A 25,671-nucleotide genomic window follows, 5' to 3' on the forward strand; every position below is an offset into this window, starting at 1 on the left:
AATTTCCGACCGCAACCGCTCAACCTCGCCCGCATCGGAGTGGGTATAGAGCGGACCAAGCGCTTCGACTTGCCTACGCATCCAGTCAGCGCCTGCACGAAAGCCGTCCGCAATCAAATGGTGTCGCGGCGTTACCTTGTCTTTCAGGCTTGGAACCCCTGGAAGCGTCACCGGCTGTTTGCCGGATTCAATCAGCTCAATCTCATCCTTCAGCGCCTCGACCTTGGCCACGTCGCCGCCGGTTTCCTGCCAGCATTCCCACAGCGCCTGCTGTTTTGTGGAGCCGTAATCCTCGGCACGCACACCGTTGTGCATGTCGCGGGTTGGTGCGCCGGTAGTGTGCTTGGTCTTGTACTGCTCGCAGTGCCACGCCTCATAGCCTTCGCGGAATTCTTCCTTACTCATCACTCAGTACTCCCTTCGGTTTTCGATAGATAGGCGCGGATCTTGAGGGCGGTTTCATCTGCCTCACCATCGGCCACCATCTGCTCCCACGCCCGCGACTTTCCAAACTCGCTGTCCGCTACTTCGGCGTAGTTCTGTAGACCGTCCGCCGCCTCGACAAGCATGTCTCGCAGGTTTTGAAGCTCGGCCTGCAACCGGGTGACGTGAGCGCGGTCGACCAGCTCAGTGCCTACCGGAAGTGCGTCGATGCCGGGCAGGTGAATCACGTCCGTTTCCGGGGATGCGTGGTTCGTCTCGCCGATCACGGCGACCACTTCCGGATTGCCGAAAGCTGGCGGTACCGGGGTGGCAGCCATCTGCTCAAGCGTGTATTGAACCGCGTAAGGGGCTGGGCGGAATTTGGCCGGGTCTTGGCTCAGGTAATTGCGCATAGCGCGCTCACTGATATCGATATCGGCGGCGGCTTTGGCCTGAGTCAGTCCGCTTGCCTTCACCAGGGCGCGCATGTAAACCGCGTCAGGGTTGTGCAGAGATTTGTCAGGTCTGGCGCCGAGGAGGCTTTTAAAATTCATCAGTGCTGATCCTTTTATATACTGGAAAACCCCCAATCAAGGGGGTTGTTTCAAGCTCCGATAGTCTCGCGCCTATCAAAGGCCCAAGTCAGCGCGAGCAATACCCTGCATGTCGGCCCACTTGCGGCCGAATTCTTCAACTTTTGCAGCCTCTGCCGGGCTCAGAATTTCGACAGCCACGACGGCATAGTCGAGTAGGACCTTGGCGCCAGACTTACGGACAATTTCCAGCAGACTGCCGGACTTGATGTCGCTATCGTGCGGCGGGTGCTCGCGACGCTCGCCAAGCACGCCATGAACGACCTTGTTCGGCTGTCGTGGATTGATAGCGTTAAGAACCTTCGTTCCAACCCAGACGCGGCCCTGAAACGGCTGACAGTCGATAACTACGCCATCGCGCACGTACCACTCAGTGAAGTCTTGGCCGCGATCTTCCAAGGTGATTTTTTGCACAGTCATGCCGCCACCTCGTCGGCTACGGCGGTGCAGTGCTCTACGGAGACGTAGCCCGAAACAGCCTCGACGTAAATCACGGCTTCGCAGCTCGATACGAACGCTGCGCCCTTGGTTTTGGTGCGATGGGTTTCGCCGCGCCCGATAATCGACTCGTAACTGACCACGGTGCCGGCCGGGTATTTGGCGTTCGAGTCGAAGCACAAGGCCTTTGCTTGGATTTCCATTTGCTTCAATGACATCTGTTTACGTGGCGGCATGGGTGAATCTCCTTATGTTGGTACTGGCAAAGCCCAGGTTAAGGGGCTTTATGTGGTCTGACTGATTAGATCCCGAGAAGCACAGACTTGATTTCGCAAAGCACTTCAAGCGAAGCCTCATCACCGGCCTGAGCAGCGGCTCCCTGCATCTTAGTAATGGCTTCCAGGTCCGTGCAGCTATAGGCCGCTTGCACTTTGGCGATGGCGATTACAGCGGTTTCTAGTGTCAGGATCATGGCTTCGTGCTCCGTTGCTGTTAGGCGCCGCTTCGTTCGGCCTGGGAGAATAATAGGCACGTCGTGCCTATTGGTCAACAACTCTTTAGCGCTTTAACGTAAAAAAGTTAAGGTGCTATAGCGTCAGTCTGTCGCCCACAAAAAAGCCCCAGCAAAGGGGCTTGAGGGTGACGGGCCGGTTACGCCTTGAGAGCGGCGCGCAACTCGTTGTGATCCATTGCGCGAATGTCCAGGACCTTGATAATCCAAGCCTCATACTCGGCTTCGTCTTTCATGTCCGGCTTGCCGAGGCGATCTATCAACTGTTTTCGGGCCACTTCGCAAGCCTTTAGCGCCTGCTCACCGGCGCGGCCTGGGTTGTAGCCTTCGTTGCGTGCTGCCAGTTGCTTGTTGGTCAGGGTGTTCATGGTGGGTTGCTCCAGTGGTGGTACCGGCGAAGCCCCAGCGAGGGGCTTTAGGTGGGAGGGCTGGTTACGCAAGCCGGGCGCTGATACGGACCTTGGGGCCGTATGGGCCTGAGTTCTCCCGCACGATGTCGCGACCTTTGCGCATAACCTCATTACGGTCCCTTGCGAAAACGTTCTCTACGTGCCCGCTTGTGTCGTCCTCGGAGCCGTCGGCCGCCTTGAAAGTCAGGACGTATTCGCGGCTGATGCGGCGGGCCTTCTTGACCGGCTGGACTGCAACGCCCGTCTTGCTGGTGGTCAGGTCCACGCCGTCACAGAACACCGGGATAGGATCGGCAACGCCGTGCTTGAAGATTGCCGCTTCGCATTCGGCTTCGGTGCCCCAAAACGGCTCAGCTTTATAGCCGTTTAGGTAGACGTAGCACTTGCCGCTGTTGAGTTTGCCGATGTTTGCGTTCATGTCTGTTCGCTCCGCTGCTGTAAGGCGCCGTTCCGCTTGGCTTGAGGCGATAATAGGCACGTCGTGCCTATCAGTCAACAACTTTTAACGCTTTAGTGTTTTAGCGGTTTTGAGTTATAGCACCATTATCCAATCGAGCGCCCACAAAAAAGCCCGCGCGCGGCGGGCTCCAGTGTCACCAGGTGCGAACTGTCAGGCGGCGCGAATGCTCAGCTCTATGCGCTGGCCAAGAATCGAAAGCCCGCGTTCCAGGTGCTCGATTTTCGAGTGGTGAAGGAAGTCAATCATTCGGTCCACTTGCACGCGCGCTACCCCCATGCGCCGGGCGAACTCTGACTTACTCAGCCCGGATTTAAGGAAGGCATTCCAAAGTGCAACTTTCGCCGCAACCAGTGCAGGCAGGTGTAAAACGGCCTGCCCTTCGGCGGGGGCGCTTGGTAGGGGAATGGGCGCGCCTTCCTCAACGTACAGAGAGAATGCCGTCTCGATCCCGTCCAGCGCCGACGCCATGGCCTGTTCCATTGTGTCGCCCACACCATACATCCGGGCAACGTCTGGCGCCGAAAGCCATAGCCCGTCCGGGTCGTTGTGAATCTCAAGTGGATAGCTATACATATCTGGCCTCGCTGAACTAAGTGGTGGAGCCTCAATCCTTGAGGCTCAAATCTTTCAGTATTTGCTTTCGCGTCCCTTCGGGCATTTCCTTTGCCCCGTGGTCCGCGAAGGTTGACGACTTGCCGTTTAGATAAATCCTAAAGTGGCTGCCCTTGGCGCTTTTGAATGTCACGCCTTGAGCCTTCAACCAGCGCCGAAATTCACTGCATTTCATATAGACCTCAGTGCGTTTCGACAAAGCCATAGTGCATCATTTATGTTACGCATGCAACATAAATGTATCAGATGCGAAAAAGCCCGCACGCGGCGGGCTTCTTGTGGGTCGGTGAAGGGGTTAGAACGCGCCAGCGGTAGACTTGAGCGCGTAGTCACGGAAGGCGTCCGAGGCTTCTACAAACAGCTCGCTCAGCTTGTCCTCGCCATACAACGCATAGATCTGTTCAAGCTCCTTGAGCACGTCGCCGGGGCTGCCCAAGTCGGTAGTGCCGCCAATGATGTCGTCCAGATAGGTCTTGGCCTTCTGCAAGGCGTCATCCTCGTTTGGCTCTTCTGGCTCCACCGCAGGCGCCGGCGGCGCGGCTGGCGTCTGACTGAACATGTCGCCCTGGTCGATGGCAAACAACCCCTCGCCATATTCCTGCTCAAGCTTGCGGTTGGCCGCGCTCACGATGTCGGTGAAGCTTGCAGGCTCATCACCAAACAGGCCGGCGGTCTGCTTACGCACGTTCTCGCTCTCAACGAACTGAGCCATGGCCTTGAATGCTGTGCTCATACGCTTGGCGCTACGGTTGTTGGCGCTGATGAATACAGCCATGGCCGCGACAGCAGGATCAGTGCCGCCAAACATGTCGCCTTGGCGTAGGAACTCGTCCAGGCCCATGCCGGCCTCTTTGGCCTGGCGCAGTACGTTGGTAGCGCCAATGATGGCGTTTACCGCTTCCTGATTAAGCGACAGCTCCAGGGAGTCAGTGACCTGCTCACCGGCCTGCTCAGCGCCGATCCGGTCCTGTTCCTTGGCCCGCATGAAGTCAGGCGCTGCGCTGTTCAAGGCGCTGACAATGTTGGCAATCTCAGGTTTCGCCTGGTCTGCCGTCATTTCAAGCAATCGATCGTCTGAGTAGGCGCCAGCAAAAAGCGCGGCCTGTAGGCGACTGATCAGGCCGGATGTTGGCTTGCCGTCGGTGGTCAGGTACTGCGCCGACTCGGCATCCCCCAGCGATTGCAGGAAGGCCGCCACAAAGTCACGGTTGGCCGCGCTATTGAGGTCGCCGTCCGCCAGCTTCGACAGCATGGCAGTGTCCAGGCGCTTGGCATCGCTGCGCGCCTTCTCGGTGGCAGTCATGGCCAGCTTGTCGTCTTGGTTGGCCTCCACGGCGAACTCAACGCGGTTTATGGCGGTTTTACGCACGCGGATCAGCACAGGGGCTTTCATCCGTTGGATCTTGGCCGGATCTACGCCGAAGTACTCCGCGTTTTCCAGCAGGAAGGCGCGGTATTCATCGGCCTGGCCAATGCGGTATGCCTCGCGGATCGCCATGGCGCGACCGTTGCCCGACTCAACCACGCGATCAGCGCCAACGATAGGGGCACCACTGTCGGCGCGCTGGGTACGGCCCAAGCTATCCGGATCGAGGTTACGGGCGGTTTTCTGTACCCATGCTTGCGAAGTGGTGCGCGCACGGTCACGCGGCTGAATCTCAGGCGGGTATTCAGGGTTTACCGTGCCGTCAGTCTCGTGACTGATAACCAGGTTCTTCGCTTCAATGATCTTGAAGCCGGTAACGACCTTGGTGCCCTTGGCGGTTTTGACGGTGTTGTCGCGGCCTTCGGCTTCGATGGTGCCGGTGTCTTCGTTGGGGTCAGGGATGGCGGCCTCTGCGGCTGCCTGAGCGGCTTGCTCGGCACGCTCTGCCAGGTGGGCGGCCAACATGGCCTCTTCTTCTGGCGTCTGAGGCGCTACGGTGGCGGCGGCTTGGATCACCTTGGCGGCGTCTGCTGGGGATTTGCGCTCGGTGTAAAGCTGGTCAACCAGTTGGCCCTGCGCAGCCGCGATACCCTCCGCGTCACCGTGGCTGATATCCATACTCGCCGCGAGCGCTTCAAGCACTGCATCTTCCCAGGTGCGGAATAGAATAGGCGCCGGCTTGGCCGCTGGCACGGCGTAAGGATCAACAACGCCCGACAGGTCCACTACCTGGCCTTCTTTGCCCTCGTAGTCGGCGGCATTGAGCAACTTCGTCATGTACTGCTTGCCGTCTTTGTCGAAATAGACGTTTTCCGAACCAACGCTGAGCACGGTGGCCATCCCCAGCGCTGCAACGTCGGCGTAGTCCTCCAGGATGATGCTGGACACGCTCACAGCCGGTACCGGCTCCACAGCCTTCGCCTTCAAGTCCCGTAGCTGAGCATTCAGGTTATAGGCGTAGTTGCTCACGTTCACGGTATACATGAACCCGTCACTTGCCAGCGCCGTCTCCACCTCGGCAATCATGTTATTCAGCCAGGCAGTGGCGCCCTTCTTGGTCCCGCCCTTGCCCACTACGGAGCGCGGCGTTACGCGGCCGGCTTGCACGCCTGCAAGTTGCGTTTTGGCGTCCGCCAACTTCGATTGCAGCTCGGCCACGCTAAAGCCCTGATTGGTGCCAGCGTTCACGCGCACCATAAATTCGGCTTCGGTCATTGCCACGCCGCCAAGCGCTTCAATCTCAGCCTTGATAGCGGGGATTTTCGCCAGGGTGCTGGCCATGTAGCTGGCATTCGAACCTTCGGCCTTTGCGGCGGCGCCAGTGGGCTCAGATTCCGGCTCGGGAGTTATCGGTGTATCAGCGGCGGCCTTCTTCTGCTCAAGCTGAGCGGTCAGGTCGCTGATCTGCGCGTCCAGGGTGGCCAGCTCGCCGGTTTTGGTTTCTACGCTCGCCTTTAACTCATCGAGCGCGGCGGTGCTGGCGGCCTTGTTCTCGTTCGCCTTGATGAACTTGGCGCTGTTCTTCTGGATCAGCGCCATGATGCGGCGGGCCACGATACGCGGGTTAATGTCCTGGCCGCCCTCTGGCGCCACTATGACGGTGATGTCCTTCTTGTTCTGTACCCACTTCCAACTGATCAGTTCGTCGGCTGGCATGAGCTTGTTCGGCGTGCTGTCCGGGTTGTGGAAGTACACCGACACGCTCTGGCCGTCGTCCATGGCGAACAGCATGGCCACCTGAGTGGTGCCCTTGCTCTTGAATGGCTTGCTCACTTCCACGCTGACGGCCTTCACCTCACCGCCCACGTTCTGCATCACCTTGAGCAGTTGGCCGGCCTTGCGGTCGAACTGCTTGTATTCGATCACCATGGCATCGAGCATTTCGCCGCCGTCTGCCAGGCTCTCGGTGATGTCGGCCATGGTGGCGCTATCCATCAGCAGGCCGTCTGGATCGTTGCGGCGCATGTCGTACAGCAAAGCGCCCACGGTTTGGCCGGCCGGGAGGTTGTCGGCGCCCCAGCGCGTAAGTAAATCAGTCATGGTCAACGCCTCATCTTTCGGAATATTGGGTAAGTCGGGGGAGAGGGGTAGGCTTAGATCCCCGTGATTGAGCCAATACTTGAACTGCTTGATGGTGCAGGCCGCCACGCTACCCAGGCCGGTCCATCCTTTCTCATAGGAGTTGATGTAGGCCGTACAGGCTTGCTCCTGGTCGACGAAGCCCAGCATTACCTTGTGCTCATCAAAGGTGCCGTCTTTGGCCTTCTGATTGACCACGTACACGCGCAGGCTCTCGGGCGCCGGACCAACGAACACGTCCACCGCATCACCGTCGGCGCCCTTGGTGCCGTTCACATAGCCGTAATGCGCCATGCAAGTGATTGACCAGGGCTTACCGTCCTCTTTGCCCCGTCGGGATTGGAACATGGGCGTTTCAATGGTGATGCGCAGGCCGTGCATGCGAAAGCTGCCCTTGGCGTAGTTGCCGGCCTTGATCTGCGCGGGCGTGGGCTGCGCTGTCGAGCCCATGCCAAAAGCGCCGGCATGCGCGGCGCTTTGGAGATTGCTAAAAACGTCTGTCATAGAAGCCGCTCCCTGAAAGCAGCCACGATACCGCCCGAATCCTCCCGTCCCGGCGGGCGGTTTGCGCCAAATCGCAGGCACAAAAAAGGGCGCCACGCGGCGCCCTTTGGGATGAATCTGAGCCCTTAAAACTCCGGCTTAGGAGTCTCATCGATCAGCACGCCGACAACCTCAGAAATCGAACAGCCTTTCTCGATGGCCAATAGGCGCAGCTTTTTCTTTTGCTCTGGCGTCACGTAGCTGTTCAGCCGCTCTTTAGCGCCTAGCTTGATCACTTTATTCACTGGTGTTTTGACGCTCGCGCGCCCAGCGGCAGCGTCTACGTCGGCCAGGATTTCATCCACGGGGCGCTGGCGTTGCTTGATTTTCAGTTCACTCATAAGTCACCTGCCTATTTAACGTTACGGCGTTTCGCGCATCATAGTGTATTTGACGCCTTAACGTCTAATCGCTACGCCAGCATCGCCAGTACTTCGTCACGCAATGCCCGCAGCTCACGGGCAGCCAGGCCATTAGGCTGGGTGTCGAGCGGGGTTTGGCCAGTCAGTTGGGAGTTCGGGTGCGCCGTGCGAGACACCAGGCGCGACTTCAATACCGGGAAACCGTAACCGGCCAGCGTCTTGGCAATGCTCTTGCTCAGTTTCGAGTTACCGATAGCGCGATTCACCAGGAAGTACGCTTTCAGGGTCTGGCCCGTGCCGCTCAGCTCATCCATGCGATCTTGGATCATGCCCACTATGTCGCTGGTAGCCCACACATCAAGGGGCGACGGCGTGACCGGGATAATGATGATATCGGCAACTGCAATCGTCTTTTTGGCCAGGTCGGCGGCCTTCGCGGTGCCGTCGATGATAACGATTTCGTTGGTCAGGCGCGGGATCTGCGCCGCTAACTGGGTGCGCTCGATAGTGTAAATCGTTATCGACTGCTCGGCGTTTTCCCCGGCCAAGTCCTGCATGCTGCCCTGAGGGTCGGAGTCGACCAGCGCCACATCTTTCCCCGCCAAGCCCAAAGCCCGCGATAGGCCGGCGCAGATCGTTGTTTTGCCCACGCCGCCCTTCCCATTCATTATCGCGAAAACTGTCATGTGTAGCGCTCCGGCCAATTGTGTGTGGGCCGATTCTAGCGCTATCGCGCTATAACGCAATAGGGCTGTCACGCTATGGTGCTTTGGCGTTAATACGCTATGGTGTTGTTGCAGGCACAAAAAAGCCCCGAGGGAGAGGGGCTTATGGGGTGCGGCGGGGGTTACTGGCTGGCAGTGTTGAGCGCCAGCGTTTCCAGCGGCTCAGGGCAATGAATCGTCGGATCGGCGGGCCATACCTTCTCGCTAATCATCTGGCACGTCCACGCATGATCCGCTACAGCCTGATCGTAGTCGCTTCCACCTAGCAGGCTGACCAGGAGCAGGTATAGGACAGCCATTAGCAAACCGCCGGCCCAAATAGCCTGGCGTTGACGCTTAAGATTTATCGCTCTCATCGTTCTTTCCTTTCTCTGGCGGTGTCGAAAAGCCTTGACTGGAAAGACATTATCATTTGATTGTTTGATCTGCAATCATCACAACATCAAATTTATGTATTTGTATGGAGAAAGCGCATGTCAGAAGCACCGGCCGGGATGAAAATCATGGTGTCCATAGGCGGTTATGGTGTCGCAGGGTCTGAGCCTGTCACCCTTATGGCGTTCAAAAGCAACGCCTTGGGGACTCTCACTATTTTGAACAAGATCACGTATAGGGAGATAGCTGACGAAGGGTTTGCGTTTGTGACAAACCTTCGCCTACAGGACTATGACTGTCTGTTCAAAGAGGAACATTTGGCGGACGCGATCACCGCGTACAAGGAAGCGGAGGGCATGAGCACCATCATGCTGGCCGACGACGTGGCCCGGTACCGCCCACGGATCGAGACGGACGGCGTGGACACGCAGGGGCAGAAATACCGACTGGCGGCGGACATTGGCAACGCAGAGGTAGCGGTGCTGGCGCTGGCGCATTTCATGTCACGCCAGCGCTCTATCGATTCAGTGGGGCGGATGGGTGACGATATCGCCCGCCTGTATCAGATCACCTCGATTTAGTCCTCAGCGGCAAAGGGCTCGCCGTAGGCGTCAAAGCCAGCGTCTTCTAGGGCGCTGCGCCCCTTGTCCGTCAGCATGTAAAGCCCCTCGGCAGTCTCCACCATGCCCGCGCGCAGCAATTGCGCCAGCGCTGGCTGGTCCTTGATGTCGTTGATATCCGCCGCCGACACCAGGGCGATGTTGACCAGTTCCGACAGACCAGAATCCCCAAACTCAGCATCTGCGCTGTCGAGCATGGCAATGGCCGTGATAAACGACTTGGCCAGACTGCGCTCAAGGGCGGCCTGGTCAAGGTTGCCCTCAGCCTCATTGATTGGGGCATTCGTCTCAACCACAAACAGCGCCTGGCGCAGTTGCTCGATAGCGCCAGCCGTGGCCACGCTATCCATCATCGCCGGATCAGCCAGGACAATATCGCGCGCCGCCACGTAGGCACCGGCAATGCTCAGCTCTTCCACTTGTGGCGACTCGATACCATCCAGCAGCGAATCAGCTACCGGAACGGCTCCGTCAATCAGCGTCCAAGCCCCAGGCAATTCGCCATGCTCATCGGCTGGTACCAGCTTGAACTGGTCGAAGTTGTACAGCTTGCCTCCCCACTTGCGCGGGAATCCCTTCGGCTGCCCATTGATCGCATCGAGCAGCGTGGCGGCCAGCTTGTCGGCTGCATCCTGCTCGACGGCGCTCAATGGCTCAAGGCTGTCGGTCATCGCCCCAAGCTGCTGCTGTAGGTCCGCCACTGTCGCCTTGCGCTCAGTAATCTGCATATCGAGCTGGGCCACGCGCTCGGCGTAGGCCTTCGCCTGTTTCGGCGCTGGCGTGCTCATACCCTTGGGCAAGGCAATCTGCTTGCGGGCCTGGGCCTTCTGGAACGCGCCCTGATTCTTTTCCAACAACGCGGCGATTTCCATCACCGCTTTGTCGGAATCGGTCTGATTCTTCATCGGTTGCAGCGAGCCGTTGAGCAGTACCTGGAAGATATCGCCGGTGGCATTCACGCGCAGCACGACCATTTGGCCGCTGGCCACCGTCAACGATGCCTCCCGGTAGGTGACGCCCGAGGTACGGCGCGCAGTGGCGCTAAAGTCGGACGACACCACAGGCTGGCCCGCGCGGATCATGATCGTACTGACTTTCTTGAGCGCCTTGGCAGCCGCCTGGTCGTTGGAAAAATCGAGCTTATTCGTAGCTGGCATGACTGCCCCCATGGATTGGATTACTGGGGGCCATTGTGCGGGGACAAAAGGGGAGGGGACGAAGGCGCTTTGCTTAACCGGCGCGGCGAGAACAGCTCAAATATGCCGGTTGGGGGTGGGTGACTAGCGCAGGCGAAGCCCAGTCTGTCACCCGCCACCGACTGGCCGCTGCCGCAGGCGACTTTTGCCCTTCTGAGACACCCCCATAATATAAGAGATTAGGGAGAGCCTTGCTGTGCGTGGCCTGTAGAGAATATTTGTACCGTCCAGACGGTTACTTTTGTACCGTGGAGACGGTTAGGTTTGTACCGTCCACACGGTACAAATGCCCGGAAATACCCTCTCTGAATTTTGTACCGTCTGGACGGTACAAAATCCCAAGATCGCACCGCGATTATGTACTCATCATGCGGAGTACACCTGAACCGTTTTGCATGTTAGGATGTACCTATCACGCAAGGTACAAAAGGGAATCAAGCATGGCTACCAAGAAAATCGTACAGAGCACCAGTTCTCAAGTGGTTAACTTCCAGACCGGCGAAGTGATCGAAAGCACCACTCAGAACGTGTTCCAGCTACCCAGTGAGCCGCCCTACGTCAAACTGTACCTTGACGACCTCTGTGTACTGATCAACGTGTCCGACTCCCTCAAAACGTTCTTGCTGTCGTTGCTGCGCCGTCTCGACTTTGAAGGGTACATCCTGCTTTCTCCCCGGTCGCGAAAAGAGATTGCCGCGAACTTGGGGATTGCCGATCAAACCTTTCGCAACCGCTTGAACGAGCTGTGCAAAAAGGACTTGATCTGTCGGATGTCGACCAATGAATACCAAGTGAACCCGCTTTACTTTGGCCGCGGTGAGTGGCGCAAGATCTGTATGCAGCGTCAGGCATTTCAGTTGCGCGTGACCTACTCTGCTGAGCGTGGGCGTCAAGTCGAGACATCGGCACTCAAAGTGCAAGACGAATTGCCGCTCTAACCACCTCTACTGGGGCTCACTTGGCGGCCCCGGCGGGGCGGTTGGGTGATTGTGGTGTTGAACGCTGATCCCGTCGCTGGTGATATCGCCACCGGTCTGCGTTACCGGGCCTTCCACCTTGTGAGCGGCTGCAATGCTGGCAATCTCGGCGCCGGTGAGCTTGATCGATGTCCCGCCAACAATCAGGTTGATGGCTGTCCCCGCGTTGATCGTCAGTACTTCGTCAGCGTTGATTTCGAAGTTGTCATGGTTCCAGCGGCGCATGCCGACCACGTTGCCCACATTCGGATTGCGAAAGCCGGTGATGAGCGGCCGGCGCGGATCGCCCGCGATGAACTCAATCCAGACTTCGCGCCCAATGACCAATCGAATTTCAGTGTCCCGCGAATCGTCGCCAATGGGGTATTCGATTTCAGCGATAGGCAGCTCACTGGCGCCGTCGGTGAAGGGCGGTATCTCTACGCGCACCTCCCGGCGTTCCCGGTCGACGATGCGGACAAAGCCGGGGTGCTTGTTACTGGGCATTGATGAGGCTCCCAAGCCATAGGCGGCTGCGGCTTTCCTGCGCCCCCTCAAGGTTTTCGAAGGCATGGGCGGCGGTAATGACCACCAGGTTCTCCCCGGCCACGCGCATTACGTCACCGGCCTGAATCTGCTGGCAAATGGTGCTGTCCACGGTCTTACTGCGCACCAGCACACAACTGGCGTTCCTGAGCTGGCGTTCATCTGCGCGCGCGATGAACGCCACACGCCGGGCCTGGCCCATCTGCCCCCGGACAATCGCGGCCATGTCGTTTACCGAGTAGTACGACGGAACGTCCTGGAGTTGCAGAAATTCGCTTTCGATCTTGGCGCTGCTGTCCACCTGGCCGATATCAGCCACTGGCGCCTGCTTGGCCATGTCAGTGAGGCGCATGGCCATGATACTGCCGCCCCTGAGCACCAGGGCCGCGCCTTCCTCCTGGAGCGCCTGCGCCAACTGGTAGCTGGGCTCCTTTCCCTTGAAACAGGTAAAGCGCGGTACGGCGAAGTCACTACCCACCGGCATGAACGCACCACATGCCCGGTAGATCGCGCCGAGTGTGGTGTCACTCAGGATCACCGCACTATTGAGCGGACGGGCGACAGAGGCGCAGCGGTGCAGTAGCGCGGTCACTTTCATGGCCTGCTGCTGGCTCTTACCCTGCACCTGGCCAAGTGGCTGTGCCCGGTCGGTCTTGACGACCTCGTAGCGTAGGTTCTCCCGGCCGCCCCATACCGAGGCGCCGACCTTAAGCTTTTCCTGTACGCCATCGATCAGCTTCACGGTGAACTCAAGCGAGCGCGGGATAGGCGTCAGGTCTGAGCGGCCCACCCACTTAAGCATGACGTCAGTGGGCAGCATGTCGCCGCCCTCCCGAAGGTAGACGTTCACTGCGTGGTACCCGTAATGCGGCCCACTGGCGTTTTCGAGGCGCCCAAGATCATGGAGTCACGTTCTACGATGTGCAGGCTCGGGTAGCCTGGCGGGATCTTGGTAGAGCCGTCGTTTGGCGCGCCCTCGGCCGGGGCATCAAAGAACGGGATCGAGCACTTGAGCATCACGTCGGCAATCAGAATCTTGATGTTCTTGATCCCCTCCGGCTTTACGTCCATCCAGTCAATGCGCACTGATTCCAGTGTCTGCGGCATGGGCACCTTGTACTGGCCGAACTCATACACGGCGTCGAAATAGCGGTTGGTCGGCTCTTTGATGAACGACGACAGTTGCGCCGCCAGGCTCTGTGCCGATCCGGCCTCGCTGGTGATGATTACCATCTGTAGGCGCCGATCCTGCATGACGTGCTTGTACCCGTACCAGGAGCCGCCTTCTTCGATCTGCTGCATGGTGCGGCCAATCTGATCGCCGCCCCAGTCCGCCCCGGTACCGACAAAGGTGTCATCCATGGCGAGCAGCAGCACCGGAAACAGCGTGGTTTTCCCTGGCGGGCCGTTGGTGTTCTTCTGGTAGGCCTCAAGCATGGCCACCGCGTCGTCAACCATCCGCCCGGCCACCCACTTAACCGCCTGGTCAAATGGCTTTTCCATGAACGCTTTAACGGCCTTCGTGTCGGTGTAGTCCGCGTAAAGCCCGTCACGCCACCGTTTGAGGTACTGCGCATAACCGATCTTGATCTGGTCGAAACTGCCGTTTAACGGTTTGTTCATAAACACCTCGATACTTCGTCAGAGCGCACCCTTAAAAAGTATCCCTATACATTTTTAGGCCAAGTTTAAGAGCGAAAGCGGGTTGCCAGCCGTCACCGTAGGAGCGGGAATCATCCAAAGGTGCTGGGGCGTGACGCGGCCAGTAATCTCCGGCCGGATCAACGGAGAGCCCGCCTTTTCAAACGCCCACGCCACAAACTCGGAACAGAAGAAACGCGCCTTGCTGTCGAAGCGCTCTGAGTGCATCAGGAGGCCGAACAGCGCCAAGTAGTCATAACCGGCACCGATCATGCTCAACGCTGCCTGCTTGATCGCCTGCGCATCCTTGCAGGGGATATTGACCAGGGCGGCATAGCTGGATTTCTCCAGGCGTTCCTTGAGCGGCGTCAAGCTCACGCCTCCCAGCATGTTGGCGCCTATCACCTGGTCGCCCACCACGATTTCGACGTGGCTGAATGCGGACCAGGTAACGCCCCGGATAAGCAGGCTGCCGATCATGCGTCGTCGGGTGAACAGCAGCTGTACTGATTGAATCATTGCTCAAGCTCCACGCGGGCCTGCGGGCTGGTGTTGTTGCCGATACCTGCAACTGCCGCACGGATTGCAGATACCGTTGTATTTGCAAGCGCCTCAGCCGCCGCCTGCTGCTCGTTCTCCATCAAAGCCCTGACTTGCTCCTTGGCCGCCAGCCGCGTGGCGCGAATCCACGTCAGCGCGTCGTAGTAGGCGTTAGCCTCGGCCAGAATGTTATCAGCCGCTTGCCGGGCTGTTCGGCCGGTGATTGCCCATGCCGCGACCATGGCCGGTACAGATTCCGCTGGATAGCCGGCATCCTTGAAGGCCTGCGCCTGGTCAGCCGAACGCTGATACTCCACAGCGCGCAGAGGATCGCCCGCTACCGCTGCCCGTGCCTTGTCGGCGGCCGCATCGATCTGAGCACACAGAGCAGGACAGGACAGGACAATCACTGGCGGTTCAACCAGTACCGGATAACCATCATCACGCCAGGAAATAATCTTGCCTCCTGACTCCCCGGCCAGCAGCTCAGCATGGTAGGCAGAAGTGATTTCTACCGCATCATCAGGAATCGAGCAGTCCGGATTAACCACCACCAAAACGTCTGGGATAGCATTCATATCGGGTAGATCGCGGAGCGTTATCGGCTCGTCTCCGTTATTCGTAATCAGTTCGCCGTCGACCAAAGTAGACTCGCCCGGCTGGACGACGATATCTGTCTTCGGCCGTACCCATGCAGGGTCTTGGATAGTGACCAGGCGAGCACCATGAATCGCGACATCGTAGAATCCGCCCGTAGATTTTGACGCAAACATAGATATTCTCCGTAGTAACTAATGATTATCTGGGCAATAAGACCAGGTTTAGAAAATCCGCCTAGTTGGATAACTAAGCGGATGGTGGCATCGCTACGTTACTTGACGGTCAGTACCCTATGGCCATCCAAGGTGTGGATCCGACGGCCCCAGAACTAACAACTGTCCAAGCAGTCTGCGACTTTCCTGTCATCCCGAGATATCTATCAGCAGTATTAGCGGAGCACGCTGGTATCATCCCTACATAAACACAAGCTGTCGGAAACGCGATGGGGAATGTGATAGTTGTTACAGTGCCTGCAACCACCGAAGCGGTGCCCCACTGAATAATCAGCCCGCTCGGATCCTTCTTGTGGCCGCTTACGCCGAGCGACGCACCGAATGACCCAGCGAACTGATTAGCAGCAGTTCCGCCAGAGACAAACCAGCCACTCCCAGCCACAAGAAAAAGCGAGTCGCCCGGCTGCAAGACCAAGGAGTTAACGCTGCTAGTTGCTCCGCAGTTAATTACCTCGGCACCCTGCCTTGCGATAGTGACCGGGACAGTCGCATAGTTAAAAATGGTGATCACGTCTCCCGAACGAGCACTGGCGGCCAGCGGTAGCGTCAGCGTTTGTAAGGCGATAGAGCCGTAAAACTCGATAAAACTGCCAGCAACACTATTAGGGAGTGTTGCGTTTGCGTTGTATATATTAATACCAGACAGCGTTGTGCCGGACTTTTTCACAAACTCCGTAGTAGAGAGTTTCGTGGTGTTATCGAATTGCGGCGGCGTTATCCAGTTTTGACCAGTCATAACGGCGGCATATTTGAGTGCCATGGACCCGCCACGCAAGCGCCACTCACTACTCACCTTGATGAAATAGGCGTTATCCCCGATAGCCAGCACAACTGGCACCACGTTACCGCGCTGATCGGTAAGCGTATCGGCACCAGAGGCCAAGAGGGTGACGGCCCCACTGCTAGAGCTGACCACTTCTACAGTTGCCCCGTTCGGCACGCCGGCCGTTGGTGGCAGCGTCACATTGATAGGCGTTGCAGACGCCGCGCTAACTACACCGCCAATACTTAAGTTCGTTAGAACCGTGGTAGCGCTTATGAAGTTGAAAGCTGAGTATTCAACCCCCATCCGCTTGGCAAACGCAGTCGTAGGAAACGAGGCGTCGTTGTCGAACTGAGCCGGAGTTAACCCTTTCGCGTCACCCGTAAAGGTCGCGCCGTCGAGTCGCGCAAAGCTCAGCAGTGCCTTGATCAGTCGGCGCAAGGACAGCCAGCTAGTGCTGGTGGTGTCCGTCAGGGCGATTACTTCGGCGTCTGTTGCCTCGGCACTGGCAAAGCCCGCACCCGCCGTTAATTGGAACTTGGCGCCGTCGTAATACACGTCATAGACGCCGCCGGCCACGATACTGCCGGGGCTCAGCGGCACACCGCCGGTTTTCAGCACTTGGACCTCACCCACACCTTCGACATTGATCGTGGTGTCGCCGGTGTTGGTGGCGGTGGCCTTGAAGCTGAAACGGTTGCCCTTGGTGTACTCAGTCAGCTCGACAATGGCTGGCAGTGTCAGACTGATCGAGTTGGCGGTACCGTCAACGTCGCCCCACAAATGCCCCTGGTAGTCCGGGAACTTGGAGCGCAGCGCATACTGAGGGTGGGCGTTATTCGCGCCTTCATGCGCCGACAGCGCCGCCAAGGCCACGCTTTCGCCTGGATTGATTTGAATATTGATACTGCCAGCGGGCACTTGGGCAAATGCCAGGTCGTTGAACAGCACGTAGGTGACGCCATCGGTCTTGTAAGAGGCGATATCGCCATTGGCCTTGGACCAGACGAACACCAGGACATCACCAGCCCACCACGCGATTTCCCCGACAGGCACCTGGCCTACGTCTTCTTTCCACGCAACGCTGGTGCGCAACTGGTAGGGCGTTGGCCGGCTGCCCCCGGCAATCGGAATCTTGCTCCCGACAGGTTCGACCAGCGCCACCTCATTACCCGTAGGGTCGTAGTGGGCGCGACCGAAAGAGGCGTGCGTGATGATGAGTTCAATCCCGGTGTTGTCGGCGTTGAACGCGGCCTCTTGGCCCGCCAACGTCAGCGTTGGATTGATAGTTACAGGATTCGCCATAAAGCCCCCATGGGTTTAGTTATGGCGAATGCTAACGTCCAAAAAACGACCTAAATCGGGCGACTTTGCATGCCTCAACCCCGATGCACGACCACCCGCGCGCCGTTCAAAACAACAAACTCTCCACCGAACATAACCGCCGCCGCCGGCTCAGCCAGCGGGCCTACGCTGTAGATCAACGTAGCGGCGCCAGATTCCTGCATTGGGCCGACCGTGATTGAGCTTTCAATGACGGGCTGGTGATAAATCGTCTTCCCTGTGGTGCGCACAACCTGCACGCCCATGGAGACAAACCCGAGGGGGTACACGAGTGCCGCGCGCCTGGCCGCGCGCAGCTCCAGGACAAAGCGTGCCGCCAAGGCAGTCTTGGCGGCCTTAAGGATCCGCTCCGGCACAATCTCCGTTTCGATATCCACGCGCAGGCGACTGGTCAGGAAGTAATCCGCTATGTCTTCCCCAGCCACCAGAATTTCGGCCTCGGTCATTGAGTCGGCCGGATACTCCCCAGCTTTCTTGCACCATAGCTGATCGATGGTAAACACCGGCCCGAACAACGTCATGAGGTAGGCGGCCAGGAACTTGGTACCGCGCTGGGGGTTGCGGTAGCGCCAGGCATGGAACAGGTAACGGATCTGTTCCATGGTGGTGGTGCGTAGGACGGCCAGACCATCTACCACCAGGCTGCGCTCAACAAGGGAGTCAGGACCGATATGGGGCATTCCGTACAGCGCCACCTCATCAACCTGATCGTTGATGTGGGCCTTGTACAGGCTCAGGAACAGCGCTTTGAATTCGCGTTCAACGTCGTCGAACTCGGCACTGCGGACAAGGGGCGTCAGCTCCATATCAGTCCGCCTCTCGCACGTTGATCACCAGGCTAGCGGTTGTGATGTACCGGTAATGCTCAGGCAGCAGGTCGTCGTCATCACCAATGCTATCGATAGTCATGTTACCCAGGCGGGCCGACAGCGCCGCCACGCTGTTATCAACCATCAGGGCGTACACGTCTTTCTCCAGGATCTGCGCGCCGCCGCGCTTTGCCCAAGCCGATTCCGGGCCGTACTGATTGAGCAGGATCGTGCGCACTTGCTGAGTGACGGCGCCCGAGTCGTAGACCGACGGAATGGTGAGTGTCACCACCATGGGTACCACGACATCGACCACTGGCACGAACTTGATTCTGTAGCTGTCGTCGGCGCGGTGAATGACGGTCGTGATTTCCGATTGCAGCACTGGCTGTGTGGTGCTGGCCTTGCGCACGGCCACAAACAGCTTGTTGATATGGTCCACGCTAGGGCCGCGCACCTCTTCTTCCCGTGCTTCGTTCCAGATGCTGAGGAACGTCACCGGACTGATTGCCTTGCGCACCACGAAATCGAAGTTGGAGCCGAACACGGCGCTGTCGTCGTAAATGCCGGGGTAAGAACAAATCTCACGCATCGTACCGACATCCATCGGGTTGGCACCGGCCTGACTGACCTCTGACAGCTCCATGGCCAGCAGCGCGTCCGCCGCCCCACCGGTGTACTCAAAATAAAACTTGAGCCCTACAGAGAGCAGCACAGCGCCTTCGGTGTCCTGCACTGTGACATTGATCTGCTCGCCCACCGCTGGCTGATAGCCGGAAAGCCCCGCAATACCGAATTGCAGGCTCATGGCGCCAGTTTCATCGGACTTTATGTTGTAAACCTTGTCACCGTCCGCGATGTTGGCGAAGTTCGTGGAGTACTCAAACCGGTCGACCAGCACATTGGCGATAAACCCTAGGTCGGGCTGGCTGAGCGGGATCGAGTAGAACGGGACATAGGTGCCCACCTGGTGCGTGAAGGCGCGGGAGGTCACTTGCTTGGCCGTCAGGTACCCGACAGCGCCGGCGGGCAGGTTCACCCCGGCCAGTACCAGCCAGTAACGCCCGGCCGCATCCTGGAGCGATCTTCCCGCCAGTATCTGTATCGCATCAAGCGAGCCGTTTGTGACCTTGATGGTGGCAATGGACGGCGTAGCGAATGGCAAAATGCCCTTTACGGCCGCGTCACTGCGTACCGTCACGTCGCGGGCCTTGGTGAAGGGCTCGCCGGCGGTCACTTCCACCTGATTGCCCACGTCCGCCAGCATGGCGGCCATCGACGCCAGCCCCTGCTGGATAAGCGGGTCGCCGATCTGCCAGCGCAACGCGAGTGTGGGGTAGTTGGCGATTTCATCAACCGCGCTTTGAATCAGTTGGTCTTTAGTAGCTGCCACGTTTCACGTCCCCCAGTTCCGCCAGGCTCACATAGGAGCCATTAATTTCGATAAAGATGGTTTTGCGGTCGAGTCCGTCGCCGCTCGCGTGCATGTTGATCGTGCCCGGCGGCAGGGCGGCGATAACGGGAATGTCGTCGCGCATCTTGGCCAGGTAGGCGTCAGCAATAGGCGAGCTGAGCGGCTTCTGTAGCAGATCCTCGGTCGGCGCCCCGTAGGTCGAGCCGTAATAGGCGTTCGGTTTGATACCTATCCAATGGGCAATCATGCGAAAAAGCAGGTCCGTGTTGAGCGTGTCGTCAGCCATGGGGCACCGGTAGCGGTTTATTGATTACATGATGGCAAACAAAAACCGCCCTATTGCGGGGCGGTTTGCAGTGTCCGGGCGTAGGGCTACATGCCCACACCACCGCTGGCGACGTGAGCAATCTGCCGGTCTTCCAGGTTCTGCGTTAGCGGTACCGACAGTTGAATGCTCGCTGGCGGCGCTGCCTTGCCTGGCGCCATGATTGGCTTTTCAACCGCGGGTGTCGGCGCGAGCCTCATCATGGACGCGTCAGCGGCCGGCGGTGAGTAGCTGGGAGCCATCATCGAACCCGCGCTGATCGGCTTGACGGACGCCATACCCATGGCCGGTACCGGCACGCTCGCAGCCATGACGCCCACCGTTTGACCACTGGGCAGCACGGGCGCTACCGAAGGGCGCGGCCCAACGGGCATAACGCCTACGGCCGGGACTCCCTTCACCACTGACATGGTACTGGCCAGCGCGGCGTTGGCTGCATCGGGGGCTTGCACCTTGCCTTGGTCCGCGCGCCGGGTTGGCGTCAAGTCGCCGGCCTGTGCTTGCGTCAGGTAGCCGCCGTACTTGCCTTTCACCTCTGCCAGGCCGTTCGTCCCGCCGTTGGTGAGTTTGCGGGCGCGGTCCACGTCGCCAGCCATGGCGGCCTTGTCGGCGCCGGAACTCTTCCAGTGCTGCACCGCGATCTGCGCCGAGTACTTCGGATCCATGGCCAGATCGGGATTGTTCACCAGGTCTACGCCTAGCTTTTTGCTCATGTCCGCATATTGGGCCTTGCCCGTGAGCTGGATATCGCCACGGCCCCGGTACTTGTACCCGTCGCCCGCCTCGGTATTGCCCATGCGTCCGCCATAGACCTTGTTGGCGATGGCTTCCGGGTTGCCGGCGTCAGCGCGGGCCGACTCGGGAGTGCTGTAGTACTTGGGGAATATCTCCTGTAGGCGCTTGGCGCTGTAGTTAAGGTTTTCCTCGTTCTTCTTGAAACCGCCCGTTTCAACGTCGACGTTGGCCATGAGCATGGCCTTGGATTTCTGGTCCGTGATTCCGCCGGTGTCCATCGCCTTAATCAATTCATCCTTGCGCGCATCGGAACCGCCCGTGTAGCGGCCGCCGGTAGCCTTGGCGATCAGGTTTTGGCCGGCGTCCTTAACGTTCGTGACCTTCTCGCCCACGTAGTCCTGCGCGCTCTGCACCTTGTCGGCCACAGTGTCCTTTAGACCCAAGACGGCATCCGTGGCCGCCTTCCAGGTGTCTTTGGCCCAATCGCTCATGCTGGTGAAGATTTTGGCGGCGCTCTCCACCAGGCCGCTCCACGCGCCTTTGATCGAATCAAACGCCGAGGTGGCCAGGTCAAGGGTGCTGTCAGCGAGCGTCGTGAAGGTGTCGCTGATCGTTGTGGCTACCGCATCGAAATCAACGGTGGATAGCCACTCACCCAAAGCCGAACCAATGTAATCGCCTGCAATGCCGCCCGCGATGGTGCCGACCGGGCCGAGAAAGCTACCGAGAGCGCCGCCGACAACGCCGCCCGCGACCCCACCTACAGTTCCCCACTTATCTGCCTTGGCTTGCTTCTTTTCGTCCGGGGTTGCGTTTGGATCTTCGTCAGCCAGCACTGCGTTGGCGACCATAAGGCCGCCGAGCAGCGTGCCAACGAATGGGATTTTCCGGATGAACCCTTTGGCCGACTTACCCAGTAGGCCGGCTCCCTTGCCGATCAAGGATTTACCGAAGTCGAGGCCTTTGCCCAAAATCCCCTTACCGCCACCCCTTGCTGCCTTGGCCGCTGCTGCCTCAGCTTTCGTGCTGGCCCCTAGCCCCCCGGAACCACCACCGGCCCGGCCTGGCCTTTTCTTCCCGTCAGCGCCCACCGACGAACTGGTGCCCGACCGATTGCGACCACGACCGCCACGACCGCCGCCCATAACGCCCTTGAGCAGCCCCCCGAGCGAGCCCATGCCGAGCAGACGCCCCAGCGCCTTAATGGGCGACAGCAGCATGCCGAGCATCGACAGCAAGGCTGTCATCATCAGACCCATGCCGCCACCGCCACCGGAGGCCGGGTTTTTGACCGCGCTCCAGATACGGCGGTACCAGGTCACATTCTCGCGCTGATTCTTCTGCTCAGGGGTTTTGCTCCGGCCGAACAGCCGGCCCATTGGTTTAAACACCGCCCCCAGCGGGGAGAGGATGCCCCCTAACTCCTTGGCTGCCTGGACAGTGGGATCAATGCCGTCGGCGCCGGCCGCGATGGAGTGGCCAGCCCCCCGCAGGGATTCGCCCGCACCGCCTATAGCCGCCGAGACTCTACCGCCTTCACTGCTGCGCGGCGGACCAGCGTCAGGCGCGGACGGCTTGGAGAGGAACCGGCCGCCACCATCGCGCGGGGCTGTCGATGGCGAGCCCGCAGGCCTTGAAGAGGGATCCCGCGGCGCTACTGGCGCCCGCGGGACGGAAGCCGGGGTGCGCTGCTCAGGTAAGCGCTGATTGGGCGGCGCCGCTGGCGCAGGGCCAGATAGCGAGCGCGCAATTGAGGTCAGTTGCTTGAGAGTCGCGGAGGTGTCCGCATGGATCGCCTTAAGGACGGCAATCTCGCTGGCGATCCGATCCAGCGACTCAGATGCCTTGCCGGTGAGAAAGCCGTCTGGGCCAGAAGGGACGCGGATGTCCATTTACACTCCCCCGATCACTTTACGCACCAGGTCGATGCCTTTGGCCAGGACGCCCGATTTCTTGTCGGCTTCCACTTGCTCAGGCGCCGGCTCAAGGCCTGGCAGCACAGCGGACATGAACCGGTCGGCGCTGTCGAGCATGGCCGCCGCACGGCTTGGCAGGAACTCCGAACCGCGTTGAAGCGTGGTCGGGTCGAGACTGTCGAGCATGGCGCCTGTGCCAGCCTTCTGAATGCGCAGCATCAACCGTGCATTTAGGTCTGTCAGCTCATCGTTGACTTTGCACTGGTACAGGTAAGCCTCGCTGATTCCGGCCGCCTGAGCCTCGTTCTCAGCCATGATCGCGTCCACGCTATCCATCATGGCGGCGCACTCGCCCGCGAAGCCCAGCGACTCGATGGCGCCCGGCTCGACGCTATCCAGCATCGCGGTATAGCCCTTGTTGGTGTTGTAGTTCGGCGTTCTGACGAAATCCATCCCGTGGAAGGTCTTGGGCGTGCGCTTGCCGTTCTCTTCGGGCGCATGGAACACCGAACTGAAACCGTAGGCCTTGCTGTCGTACAGGCGGCCAGCAATGCGGCCGGGCGCGTTGTTCAAAAACTCCTGCTCGTGCTCTACCGTCCCATCAGGCATGCACTTGATGTAGATCGTGCGCACGTTGGGCTCAAGCACCACGACTTTGCCACCCTCGATCACCGTTTCAGGCACGTTCAAGCCGTATTTTTCGCGGAATGTGTGGCCGAAGTAACCGTACACATCGCCCTGGCGCACCAACTCTTGCACTGCCGGGCCGTTGATCAAGCGCATGGCCGCCGCAATATCCACGTCGCGATCCTGGCCATTGAAGTCGCGCCCGCGCTCGTTCAAGTTGTAACTGATAACTCCTGTGCGCTTACGCATGATCACTCATCCCCATTATCTGTGGTGCTGTTCGGTAGCAGTGGCGGTTCGTTGTCATCACCGCCGAAGTTCCCGCCGGGCATTTCTGGTGCCGGCGGTTTTGCGTCCTTGATCCCCTTGGCAAAAATCTTGGCCTTGTCGTGATCGATTTCCATCATCGTCGCCATGAACTGCTCGCAGACGTTCTCAGGCAGGCCCATGTCGCGCATCATCCCCATGCCCTGGAGCAACATCACGCCGCCACTGATAGCGCGTTCGCGGCTGGCCTGTTTCTCGGCCTCAAGCGCGGCAATGGAGCCGAAGAAATTCACGTCGTAAGGGCGTTCGTCGTCCGCCCAGCACTTGCCGTCCTTGGCCAGCATGTGACGATCGATCGTGTCGTTAACCGTCTGCATAAACGCGGTGCGGATGATCCGGGAGCGTTCGGCGGCTTGGCTGCTGGTACGGTTAAACCCGCCCTCGCCAAGGCCGCCGGTCATTTGGTCAGCAAAGCCCACCATGGACAGGTCAATCCCCAGCGTGCCCGCCAGCTTGCGAGCGCAGAACATCACGTCTTCGATGTTGGCGCCGGCGCCGGAGTTGGAGCCACCCTGAAACGAGCTGATTTGTGTCAGTTGCTTTTCATTGAAGGTCGGCATGACATGGAAGTTGCGCGACGTGGCGTAGGTGCCTGATTTCACCGCAAGCTCAGCACGGTCCTTCATGCTCTTGAGCATCTTTTCCAGCGAGTCCATGAACAGCTTTTGTTGCGCCGCTGTCATATCGGAGAGGTTGGCGCCGATCATCGTTTCATCAATCGAGCCGGCGATACGCTGGCCGATCATCCCGCGCAGGGCGGATATGAGGTTGTCATAGTCAACCTCGGCCGCTTCCAGGAACGAACCGCCCACCAGCGCCGGCAATGGCCGCATGTCGCGGGGCTCTGTGGCTTCCAGGTTGATCTTTTGGGCGTTCTCGATGGCGCGCATCTGAGGCAGGAACACCATGCGCGGCATGCGCATACGCACCATGTCCAGGTGGTTGAAGCGGCTTTGCAGTTTCGGCCCGAGACTCACGATGTAGCCTACGGTCTGGCCAATCTCTTCATAGGCCTGCACCAGGGGCGCAAACGGCTGCTCGCTGTCGAAGGCAAACAGCCCCTCGCCCTTTTGGGTATAGAGCCTGGCGTAGGCATCCCCGAAGGCGCACGCGGTAAAGCACATGCTGTGGGCGTGCTTGTTGAGGATCTTGGCGATAAATTGCAGTTCGTCGACGGCCTTTTTATCCGCCGCCGAGATACCGGGTTTGGGTTCGATAAAGATCGTTTCCCCGGTCGTCTCGTGGCCGCCCAGCGCCATCTGTACGTGCAAACGCAGGATGGTGCTGATCAGCCCGTCCTGAATCATGTAATGCCACTTCTGATAGATCGCAGACCGGGACCGGGCAGGGCGATCACTCGACCCCAGCAACATTTCAATGCCGACGTAATCAGCATCGAACGTGCTTATGCCTTCCATTCGGTTTTCGGGCGCCGTGCTCACCTCGCCCAGCAAAAGCTTGGTGGCGCCGGCGAGCGACCCCAACAGGCTTTTTTTCGGTTTCTTTTCGTCGGCCATTGTCTGTACGCATTAGTCCCATTTACCGGTCAGCGTACAGGCGGTTTTGAGCCCTTCCGGGCGGGGCTTTGCACCATATCGAGGACGGGCGCGCTACGGCTCCAGGTCGCCGGTCACATCCTCATCCGGGCGCGGGTTGACCAGGTACTTGCGGGTATACGGCGGAATATTCACATTGCCGGTTACGTCGACAATTTCGTAGTTGATGATCAGGCCGTCACCCATGAGCAAGGCCACCAGCATCCGCTTGGCGGGCTGCACATACCCCGGCTTGTCCGGATCAATGATTGGCTCGATAGACGCCTCTGTCACGCCCTCGGGATAGTTCAAGCGCCCACCATCGTCGGATGTGTTCCCCAGCGGCGCCGCGTAGCCCTGAGCAAAGTGAATCTTGGCGTCACAGGCGTACACCCACGAGTAATTCACCTCATCCTCATCACTGAGCACGCCGGCGCCGCCGAGCAAGGGGGAGCCGTCAAAGCTGACGCTCTCCGACTCCCGGTCGACGCGCTTGGTGAACAGCACGCACTCAATGGCGTTTGGCTCACGCAGCGTGCGCTGGCGGTTGGCGCGGCTGATCTGAATTGCGACGTTGTTGAGCATGT

Annotated in this window: 29 protein-coding genes; 2 read left to right on the forward strand and 27 right to left on the reverse strand. The window is 59.1% G+C overall.

Annotation, left to right across the window (positions count from 1 at the left end; all coding sequences use genetic code 11):
• The 13 genes from K0F88_RS29775 to K0F88_RS29835 all read right to left on the reverse strand — a co-directional run.
• Positions 1–405: hypothetical protein (locus K0F88_RS29775; protein ID WP_219097555.1), on the reverse strand; the 405-nt coding region annotated here is incomplete at its 3' end.
• Positions 405–977, reverse strand: coding sequence for a hypothetical protein (locus K0F88_RS29780; RefSeq protein ID WP_219097556.1), 573 nt, complete (start codon positions 975–977; stop codon positions 405–407). The genes K0F88_RS29775 and K0F88_RS29780, both read right to left, overlap by 1 nt.
• A gap of 75 nt (positions 978–1,052) precedes the next feature.
• Positions 1,053–1,436: a hypothetical protein gene (locus tag K0F88_RS29785; RefSeq protein ID WP_219097557.1), complete on the reverse strand. Its 384-nt coding sequence runs from the start codon at positions 1,434–1,436 to the stop codon at positions 1,053–1,055.
• Positions 1,433–1,690 (reverse strand): hypothetical protein, encoded by a 258-nt coding sequence (locus K0F88_RS29790; RefSeq protein ID WP_257605410.1) that lies wholly within the window; start codon positions 1,688–1,690, stop codon positions 1,433–1,435. The genes K0F88_RS29785 and K0F88_RS29790 overlap by 4 nt, the downstream gene beginning before the upstream one ends.
• Before the next feature lie 65 nt (positions 1,691–1,755).
• A complete protein-coding gene (locus K0F88_RS29795; RefSeq protein ID WP_219097558.1) occupies positions 1,756–1,926 on the reverse strand; it encodes a hypothetical protein in 171 nt (56 codons plus the stop codon).
• A gap of 179 nt (positions 1,927–2,105) precedes the next feature.
• Positions 2,106–2,333 (reverse strand): hypothetical protein, encoded by a 228-nt coding sequence (locus K0F88_RS29800; RefSeq protein ID WP_219097559.1) that lies wholly within the window; start codon positions 2,331–2,333, stop codon positions 2,106–2,108.
• Between the two features lie 64 nt (positions 2,334–2,397).
• Complete coding sequence (locus K0F88_RS29805; RefSeq protein ID WP_219097560.1) at positions 2,398–2,793, reverse strand: hypothetical protein; 396 nt, start codon at positions 2,791–2,793, stop codon at positions 2,398–2,400.
• Between the two features lie 192 nt (positions 2,794–2,985).
• Positions 2,986–3,408, reverse strand: coding sequence for a type II toxin-antitoxin system HicB family antitoxin (locus tag K0F88_RS29810; protein ID WP_219097561.1), 423 nt, complete (start codon positions 3,406–3,408; stop codon positions 2,986–2,988).
• Positions 3,409–3,439: 31 nt separating this feature from the next.
• A complete protein-coding gene (locus tag K0F88_RS29815; protein WP_219097621.1) occupies positions 3,440–3,622 on the reverse strand; it encodes a type II toxin-antitoxin system HicA family toxin in 183 nt (60 codons plus the stop codon).
• Positions 3,623–3,742: 120 nt separating this feature from the next.
• Positions 3,743–7,456 carry a hypothetical protein gene (locus K0F88_RS29820; protein WP_219097562.1) on the reverse strand — a complete coding sequence of 1,238 codons (3,714 nt, stop codon included), beginning with the start codon at positions 7,454–7,456 and terminating at the stop codon, positions 3,743–3,745.
• A 125-nt stretch (positions 7,457–7,581) separates the two neighbouring features.
• On the reverse strand, positions 7,582–7,836 hold the full coding sequence (locus tag K0F88_RS29825; protein WP_219097563.1) for a hypothetical protein: 255 nt from the start codon (positions 7,834–7,836) through the stop codon (positions 7,582–7,584).
• A 71-nt stretch (positions 7,837–7,907) separates the two neighbouring features.
• Positions 7,908–8,543, reverse strand: a complete 636-nt coding sequence (gene parA, locus K0F88_RS29830; RefSeq protein WP_257605411.1) for a ParA family partition ATPase — start codon at positions 8,541–8,543, stop codon at positions 7,908–7,910.
• Positions 8,544–8,704: 161 nt separating this feature from the next.
• Positions 8,705–8,881 carry a hypothetical protein gene (locus tag K0F88_RS29835; protein WP_219097567.1) on the reverse strand — a complete coding sequence of 59 codons (177 nt, stop codon included), beginning with the start codon at positions 8,879–8,881 and terminating at the stop codon, positions 8,705–8,707.
• Between the two features lie 174 nt (positions 8,882–9,055).
• Here K0F88_RS29835 and K0F88_RS29840 point away from each other — a divergent pair, with 174 nt between their 5' ends.
• Positions 9,056–9,538 (forward strand): hypothetical protein, encoded by a 483-nt coding sequence (locus K0F88_RS29840; RefSeq protein WP_219097569.1) that lies wholly within the window; start codon positions 9,056–9,058, stop codon positions 9,536–9,538.
• Here K0F88_RS29840 and K0F88_RS29845 read toward each other — a convergent pair.
• Positions 9,535–10,734 carry a hypothetical protein gene (locus K0F88_RS29845; protein ID WP_219097570.1) on the reverse strand — a complete coding sequence of 400 codons (1,200 nt, stop codon included), beginning with the start codon at positions 10,732–10,734 and terminating at the stop codon, positions 9,535–9,537. The genes K0F88_RS29840 and K0F88_RS29845 overlap by 4 nt on opposite strands.
• Positions 10,735–11,213: 479 nt before the next feature.
• On the opposite strand from K0F88_RS29845, the gene K0F88_RS29850 reads away from it, so the two are divergent.
• Positions 11,214–11,711, forward strand: coding sequence for a replication/maintenance protein RepL (locus tag K0F88_RS29850; RefSeq protein WP_219097572.1), 498 nt, complete (start codon positions 11,214–11,216; stop codon positions 11,709–11,711).
• Between the two features lie 6 nt (positions 11,712–11,717).
• On the opposite strand, the gene K0F88_RS29855 is transcribed toward K0F88_RS29850, so the two are convergent.
• The 13 genes from K0F88_RS29855 to K0F88_RS29915 form a co-directional block, all read right to left on the reverse strand.
• Entirely contained in the window at positions 11,718–12,236 is a 519-nt protein-coding gene (locus K0F88_RS29855) for a hypothetical protein (RefSeq protein WP_219097573.1), read from the reverse strand.
• Positions 12,226–13,095 carry a hypothetical protein gene (locus K0F88_RS29860; protein ID WP_219097575.1) on the reverse strand — a complete coding sequence of 290 codons (870 nt, stop codon included), beginning with the start codon at positions 13,093–13,095 and terminating at the stop codon, positions 12,226–12,228. The genes K0F88_RS29855 and K0F88_RS29860 overlap by 11 nt, the downstream gene beginning before the upstream one ends.
• Positions 13,096–13,121: 26 nt before the next feature.
• A complete protein-coding gene (locus K0F88_RS29865) occupies positions 13,122–13,898 on the reverse strand; it encodes a hypothetical protein (RefSeq protein WP_219097576.1) in 777 nt (258 codons plus the stop codon).
• Between the two features lie 54 nt (positions 13,899–13,952).
• Positions 13,953–14,435 carry a YiiX/YebB-like N1pC/P60 family cysteine hydrolase gene (locus K0F88_RS29870; protein WP_219097577.1) on the reverse strand — a complete coding sequence of 161 codons (483 nt, stop codon included), beginning with the start codon at positions 14,433–14,435 and terminating at the stop codon, positions 13,953–13,955.
• Positions 14,432–15,229, reverse strand: a complete 798-nt coding sequence (locus tag K0F88_RS29875) for a hypothetical protein (RefSeq protein WP_219097578.1) — start codon at positions 15,227–15,229, stop codon at positions 14,432–14,434. The genes K0F88_RS29870 and K0F88_RS29875 overlap by 4 nt, the downstream gene beginning before the upstream one ends.
• 109 nt (positions 15,230–15,338) lie before the next feature.
• The gene (locus K0F88_RS29880) at positions 15,339–17,357 is read right to left on the reverse strand and encodes a hypothetical protein (RefSeq protein WP_219097579.1); all 2,019 of its coding nucleotides are present in this window, start codon (positions 17,355–17,357) and stop codon (positions 15,339–15,341) included.
• A gap of 74 nt (positions 17,358–17,431) precedes the next feature.
• Entirely contained in the window at positions 17,432–18,202 is a 771-nt protein-coding gene (locus K0F88_RS29885; RefSeq protein WP_219097580.1) for a hypothetical protein, read from the reverse strand.
• Between the two features lies 1 nt (position 18,203).
• A complete protein-coding gene (locus K0F88_RS29890; protein ID WP_219097581.1) occupies positions 18,204–19,598 on the reverse strand; it encodes a hypothetical protein in 1,395 nt (464 codons plus the stop codon).
• Positions 19,585–19,905 (reverse strand): hypothetical protein, encoded by a 321-nt coding sequence (locus tag K0F88_RS29895; RefSeq protein WP_219097582.1) that lies wholly within the window; start codon positions 19,903–19,905, stop codon positions 19,585–19,587. The genes K0F88_RS29890 and K0F88_RS29895 overlap by 14 nt, the downstream gene beginning before the upstream one ends.
• An 86-nt stretch (positions 19,906–19,991) precedes the next feature.
• Positions 19,992–22,571 (reverse strand): glycoside hydrolase family 19 protein, encoded by a 2,580-nt coding sequence (locus K0F88_RS29900; RefSeq protein ID WP_219097583.1) that lies wholly within the window; start codon positions 22,569–22,571, stop codon positions 19,992–19,994.
• Positions 22,572–23,471, reverse strand: a complete 900-nt coding sequence (locus tag K0F88_RS29905) for a hypothetical protein (protein WP_219097584.1) — start codon at positions 23,469–23,471, stop codon at positions 22,572–22,574. It lies immediately after the preceding gene.
• A gap of 2 nt (positions 23,472–23,473) precedes the next feature.
• Positions 23,474–25,066, reverse strand: coding sequence for a hypothetical protein (locus K0F88_RS29910; RefSeq protein WP_219097585.1), 1,593 nt, complete (start codon positions 25,064–25,066; stop codon positions 23,474–23,476).
• Between the two features lie 93 nt (positions 25,067–25,159).
• Entirely contained in the window at positions 25,160–25,669 is a 510-nt protein-coding gene (locus K0F88_RS29915; RefSeq protein WP_219097586.1) for a hypothetical protein, read from the reverse strand.
• Positions 25,670–25,671 lie beyond the last annotated feature (2 nt).

The organism is Pseudomonas sp. UMAB-40 (assembly GCF_900095275.1).
GTDB classification, from domain to species: domain Bacteria; phylum Pseudomonadota; class Gammaproteobacteria; order Pseudomonadales; family Pseudomonadaceae; genus Aquipseudomonas; species Aquipseudomonas mandelii_B.

Excerpts from the sequence above, each read along its gene's own strand:
- K0F88_RS29780 (WP_219097556.1), bottom strand. The coding sequence starts at position 977 with ATGAATTTTAAAAGCCTCCTCGGCGCCAGACCTGACAAATCTCTGCAC.
- K0F88_RS29785 (WP_219097557.1), bottom strand. The coding sequence starts at position 1,436 with ATGACTGTGCAAAAAATCACCTTGGAAGATCGCGGCCAAGACTTCACT.
- K0F88_RS29790 (WP_257605410.1), bottom strand. The coding sequence starts at position 1,690 with ATGCCGCCACGTAAACAGATGTCATTGAAGCAAATGGAAATCCAAGCA.
- K0F88_RS29795 (WP_219097558.1), bottom strand. The coding sequence starts at position 1,926 with ATGATCCTGACACTAGAAACCGCTGTAATCGCCATCGCCAAAGTGCAA.
- K0F88_RS29800 (WP_219097559.1), bottom strand. The coding sequence starts at position 2,333 with ATGAACACCCTGACCAACAAGCAACTGGCAGCACGCAACGAAGGCTAC.
- K0F88_RS29805 (WP_219097560.1), bottom strand. The coding sequence starts at position 2,793 with ATGAACGCAAACATCGGCAAACTCAACAGCGGCAAGTGCTACGTCTAC.
- K0F88_RS29810 (WP_219097561.1), bottom strand. The coding sequence starts at position 3,408 with ATGTATAGCTATCCACTTGAGATTCACAACGACCCGGACGGGCTATGG.
- K0F88_RS29815 (WP_219097621.1), bottom strand. The coding sequence starts at position 3,622 with ATGAAATGCAGTGAATTTCGGCGCTGGTTGAAGGCTCAAGGCGTGACA.
- K0F88_RS29820 (WP_219097562.1), bottom strand. The coding sequence starts at position 7,456 with ATGACAGACGTTTTTAGCAATCTCCAAAGCGCCGCGCATGCCGGCGCT.
- K0F88_RS29825 (WP_219097563.1), bottom strand. The coding sequence starts at position 7,836 with ATGAGTGAACTGAAAATCAAGCAACGCCAGCGCCCCGTGGATGAAATC.
- parA (WP_257605411.1), bottom strand. The coding sequence starts at position 8,543 with ATGACAGTTTTCGCGATAATGAATGGGAAGGGCGGCGTGGGCAAAACA.
- K0F88_RS29835 (WP_219097567.1), bottom strand. The coding sequence starts at position 8,881 with ATGGCTGTCCTATACCTGCTCCTGGTCAGCCTGCTAGGTGGAAGCGAC.
- K0F88_RS29840 (WP_219097569.1), top strand. The coding sequence starts at position 9,056 with ATGTCAGAAGCACCGGCCGGGATGAAAATCATGGTGTCCATAGGCGGT.
- K0F88_RS29845 (WP_219097570.1), bottom strand. The coding sequence starts at position 10,734 with ATGCCAGCTACGAATAAGCTCGATTTTTCCAACGACCAGGCGGCTGCC.
- K0F88_RS29850 (WP_219097572.1), top strand. The coding sequence starts at position 11,214 with ATGGCTACCAAGAAAATCGTACAGAGCACCAGTTCTCAAGTGGTTAAC.
- K0F88_RS29855 (WP_219097573.1), bottom strand. The coding sequence starts at position 12,236 with ATGCCCAGTAACAAGCACCCCGGCTTTGTCCGCATCGTCGACCGGGAA.
- K0F88_RS29860 (WP_219097575.1), bottom strand. The coding sequence starts at position 13,095 with ATGCTGCCCACTGACGTCATGCTTAAGTGGGTGGGCCGCTCAGACCTG.
- K0F88_RS29865 (WP_219097576.1), bottom strand. The coding sequence starts at position 13,898 with ATGAACAAACCGTTAAACGGCAGTTTCGACCAGATCAAGATCGGTTAT.
- K0F88_RS29870 (WP_219097577.1), bottom strand. The coding sequence starts at position 14,435 with ATGATTCAATCAGTACAGCTGCTGTTCACCCGACGACGCATGATCGGC.
- K0F88_RS29875 (WP_219097578.1), bottom strand. The coding sequence starts at position 15,229 with ATGTTTGCGTCAAAATCTACGGGCGGATTCTACGATGTCGCGATTCAT.
- K0F88_RS29880 (WP_219097579.1), bottom strand. The coding sequence starts at position 17,357 with ATGGCGAATCCTGTAACTATCAATCCAACGCTGACGTTGGCGGGCCAA.
- K0F88_RS29885 (WP_219097580.1), bottom strand. The coding sequence starts at position 18,202 with ATGGAGCTGACGCCCCTTGTCCGCAGTGCCGAGTTCGACGACGTTGAA.
- K0F88_RS29895 (WP_219097582.1), bottom strand. The coding sequence starts at position 19,905 with ATGGCTGACGACACGCTCAACACGGACCTGCTTTTTCGCATGATTGCC.
- K0F88_RS29900 (WP_219097583.1), bottom strand. The coding sequence starts at position 22,571 with ATGGACATCCGCGTCCCTTCTGGCCCAGACGGCTTTCTCACCGGCAAG.
- K0F88_RS29905 (WP_219097584.1), bottom strand. The coding sequence starts at position 23,471 with ATGCGTAAGCGCACAGGAGTTATCAGTTACAACTTGAACGAGCGCGGG.
- K0F88_RS29910 (WP_219097585.1), bottom strand. The coding sequence starts at position 25,066 with ATGGCCGACGAAAAGAAACCGAAAAAAAGCCTGTTGGGGTCGCTCGCC.
- K0F88_RS29915 (WP_219097586.1), bottom strand. The coding sequence starts at position 25,669 with ATGCTCAACAACGTCGCAATTCAGATCAGCCGCGCCAACCGCCAGCGC.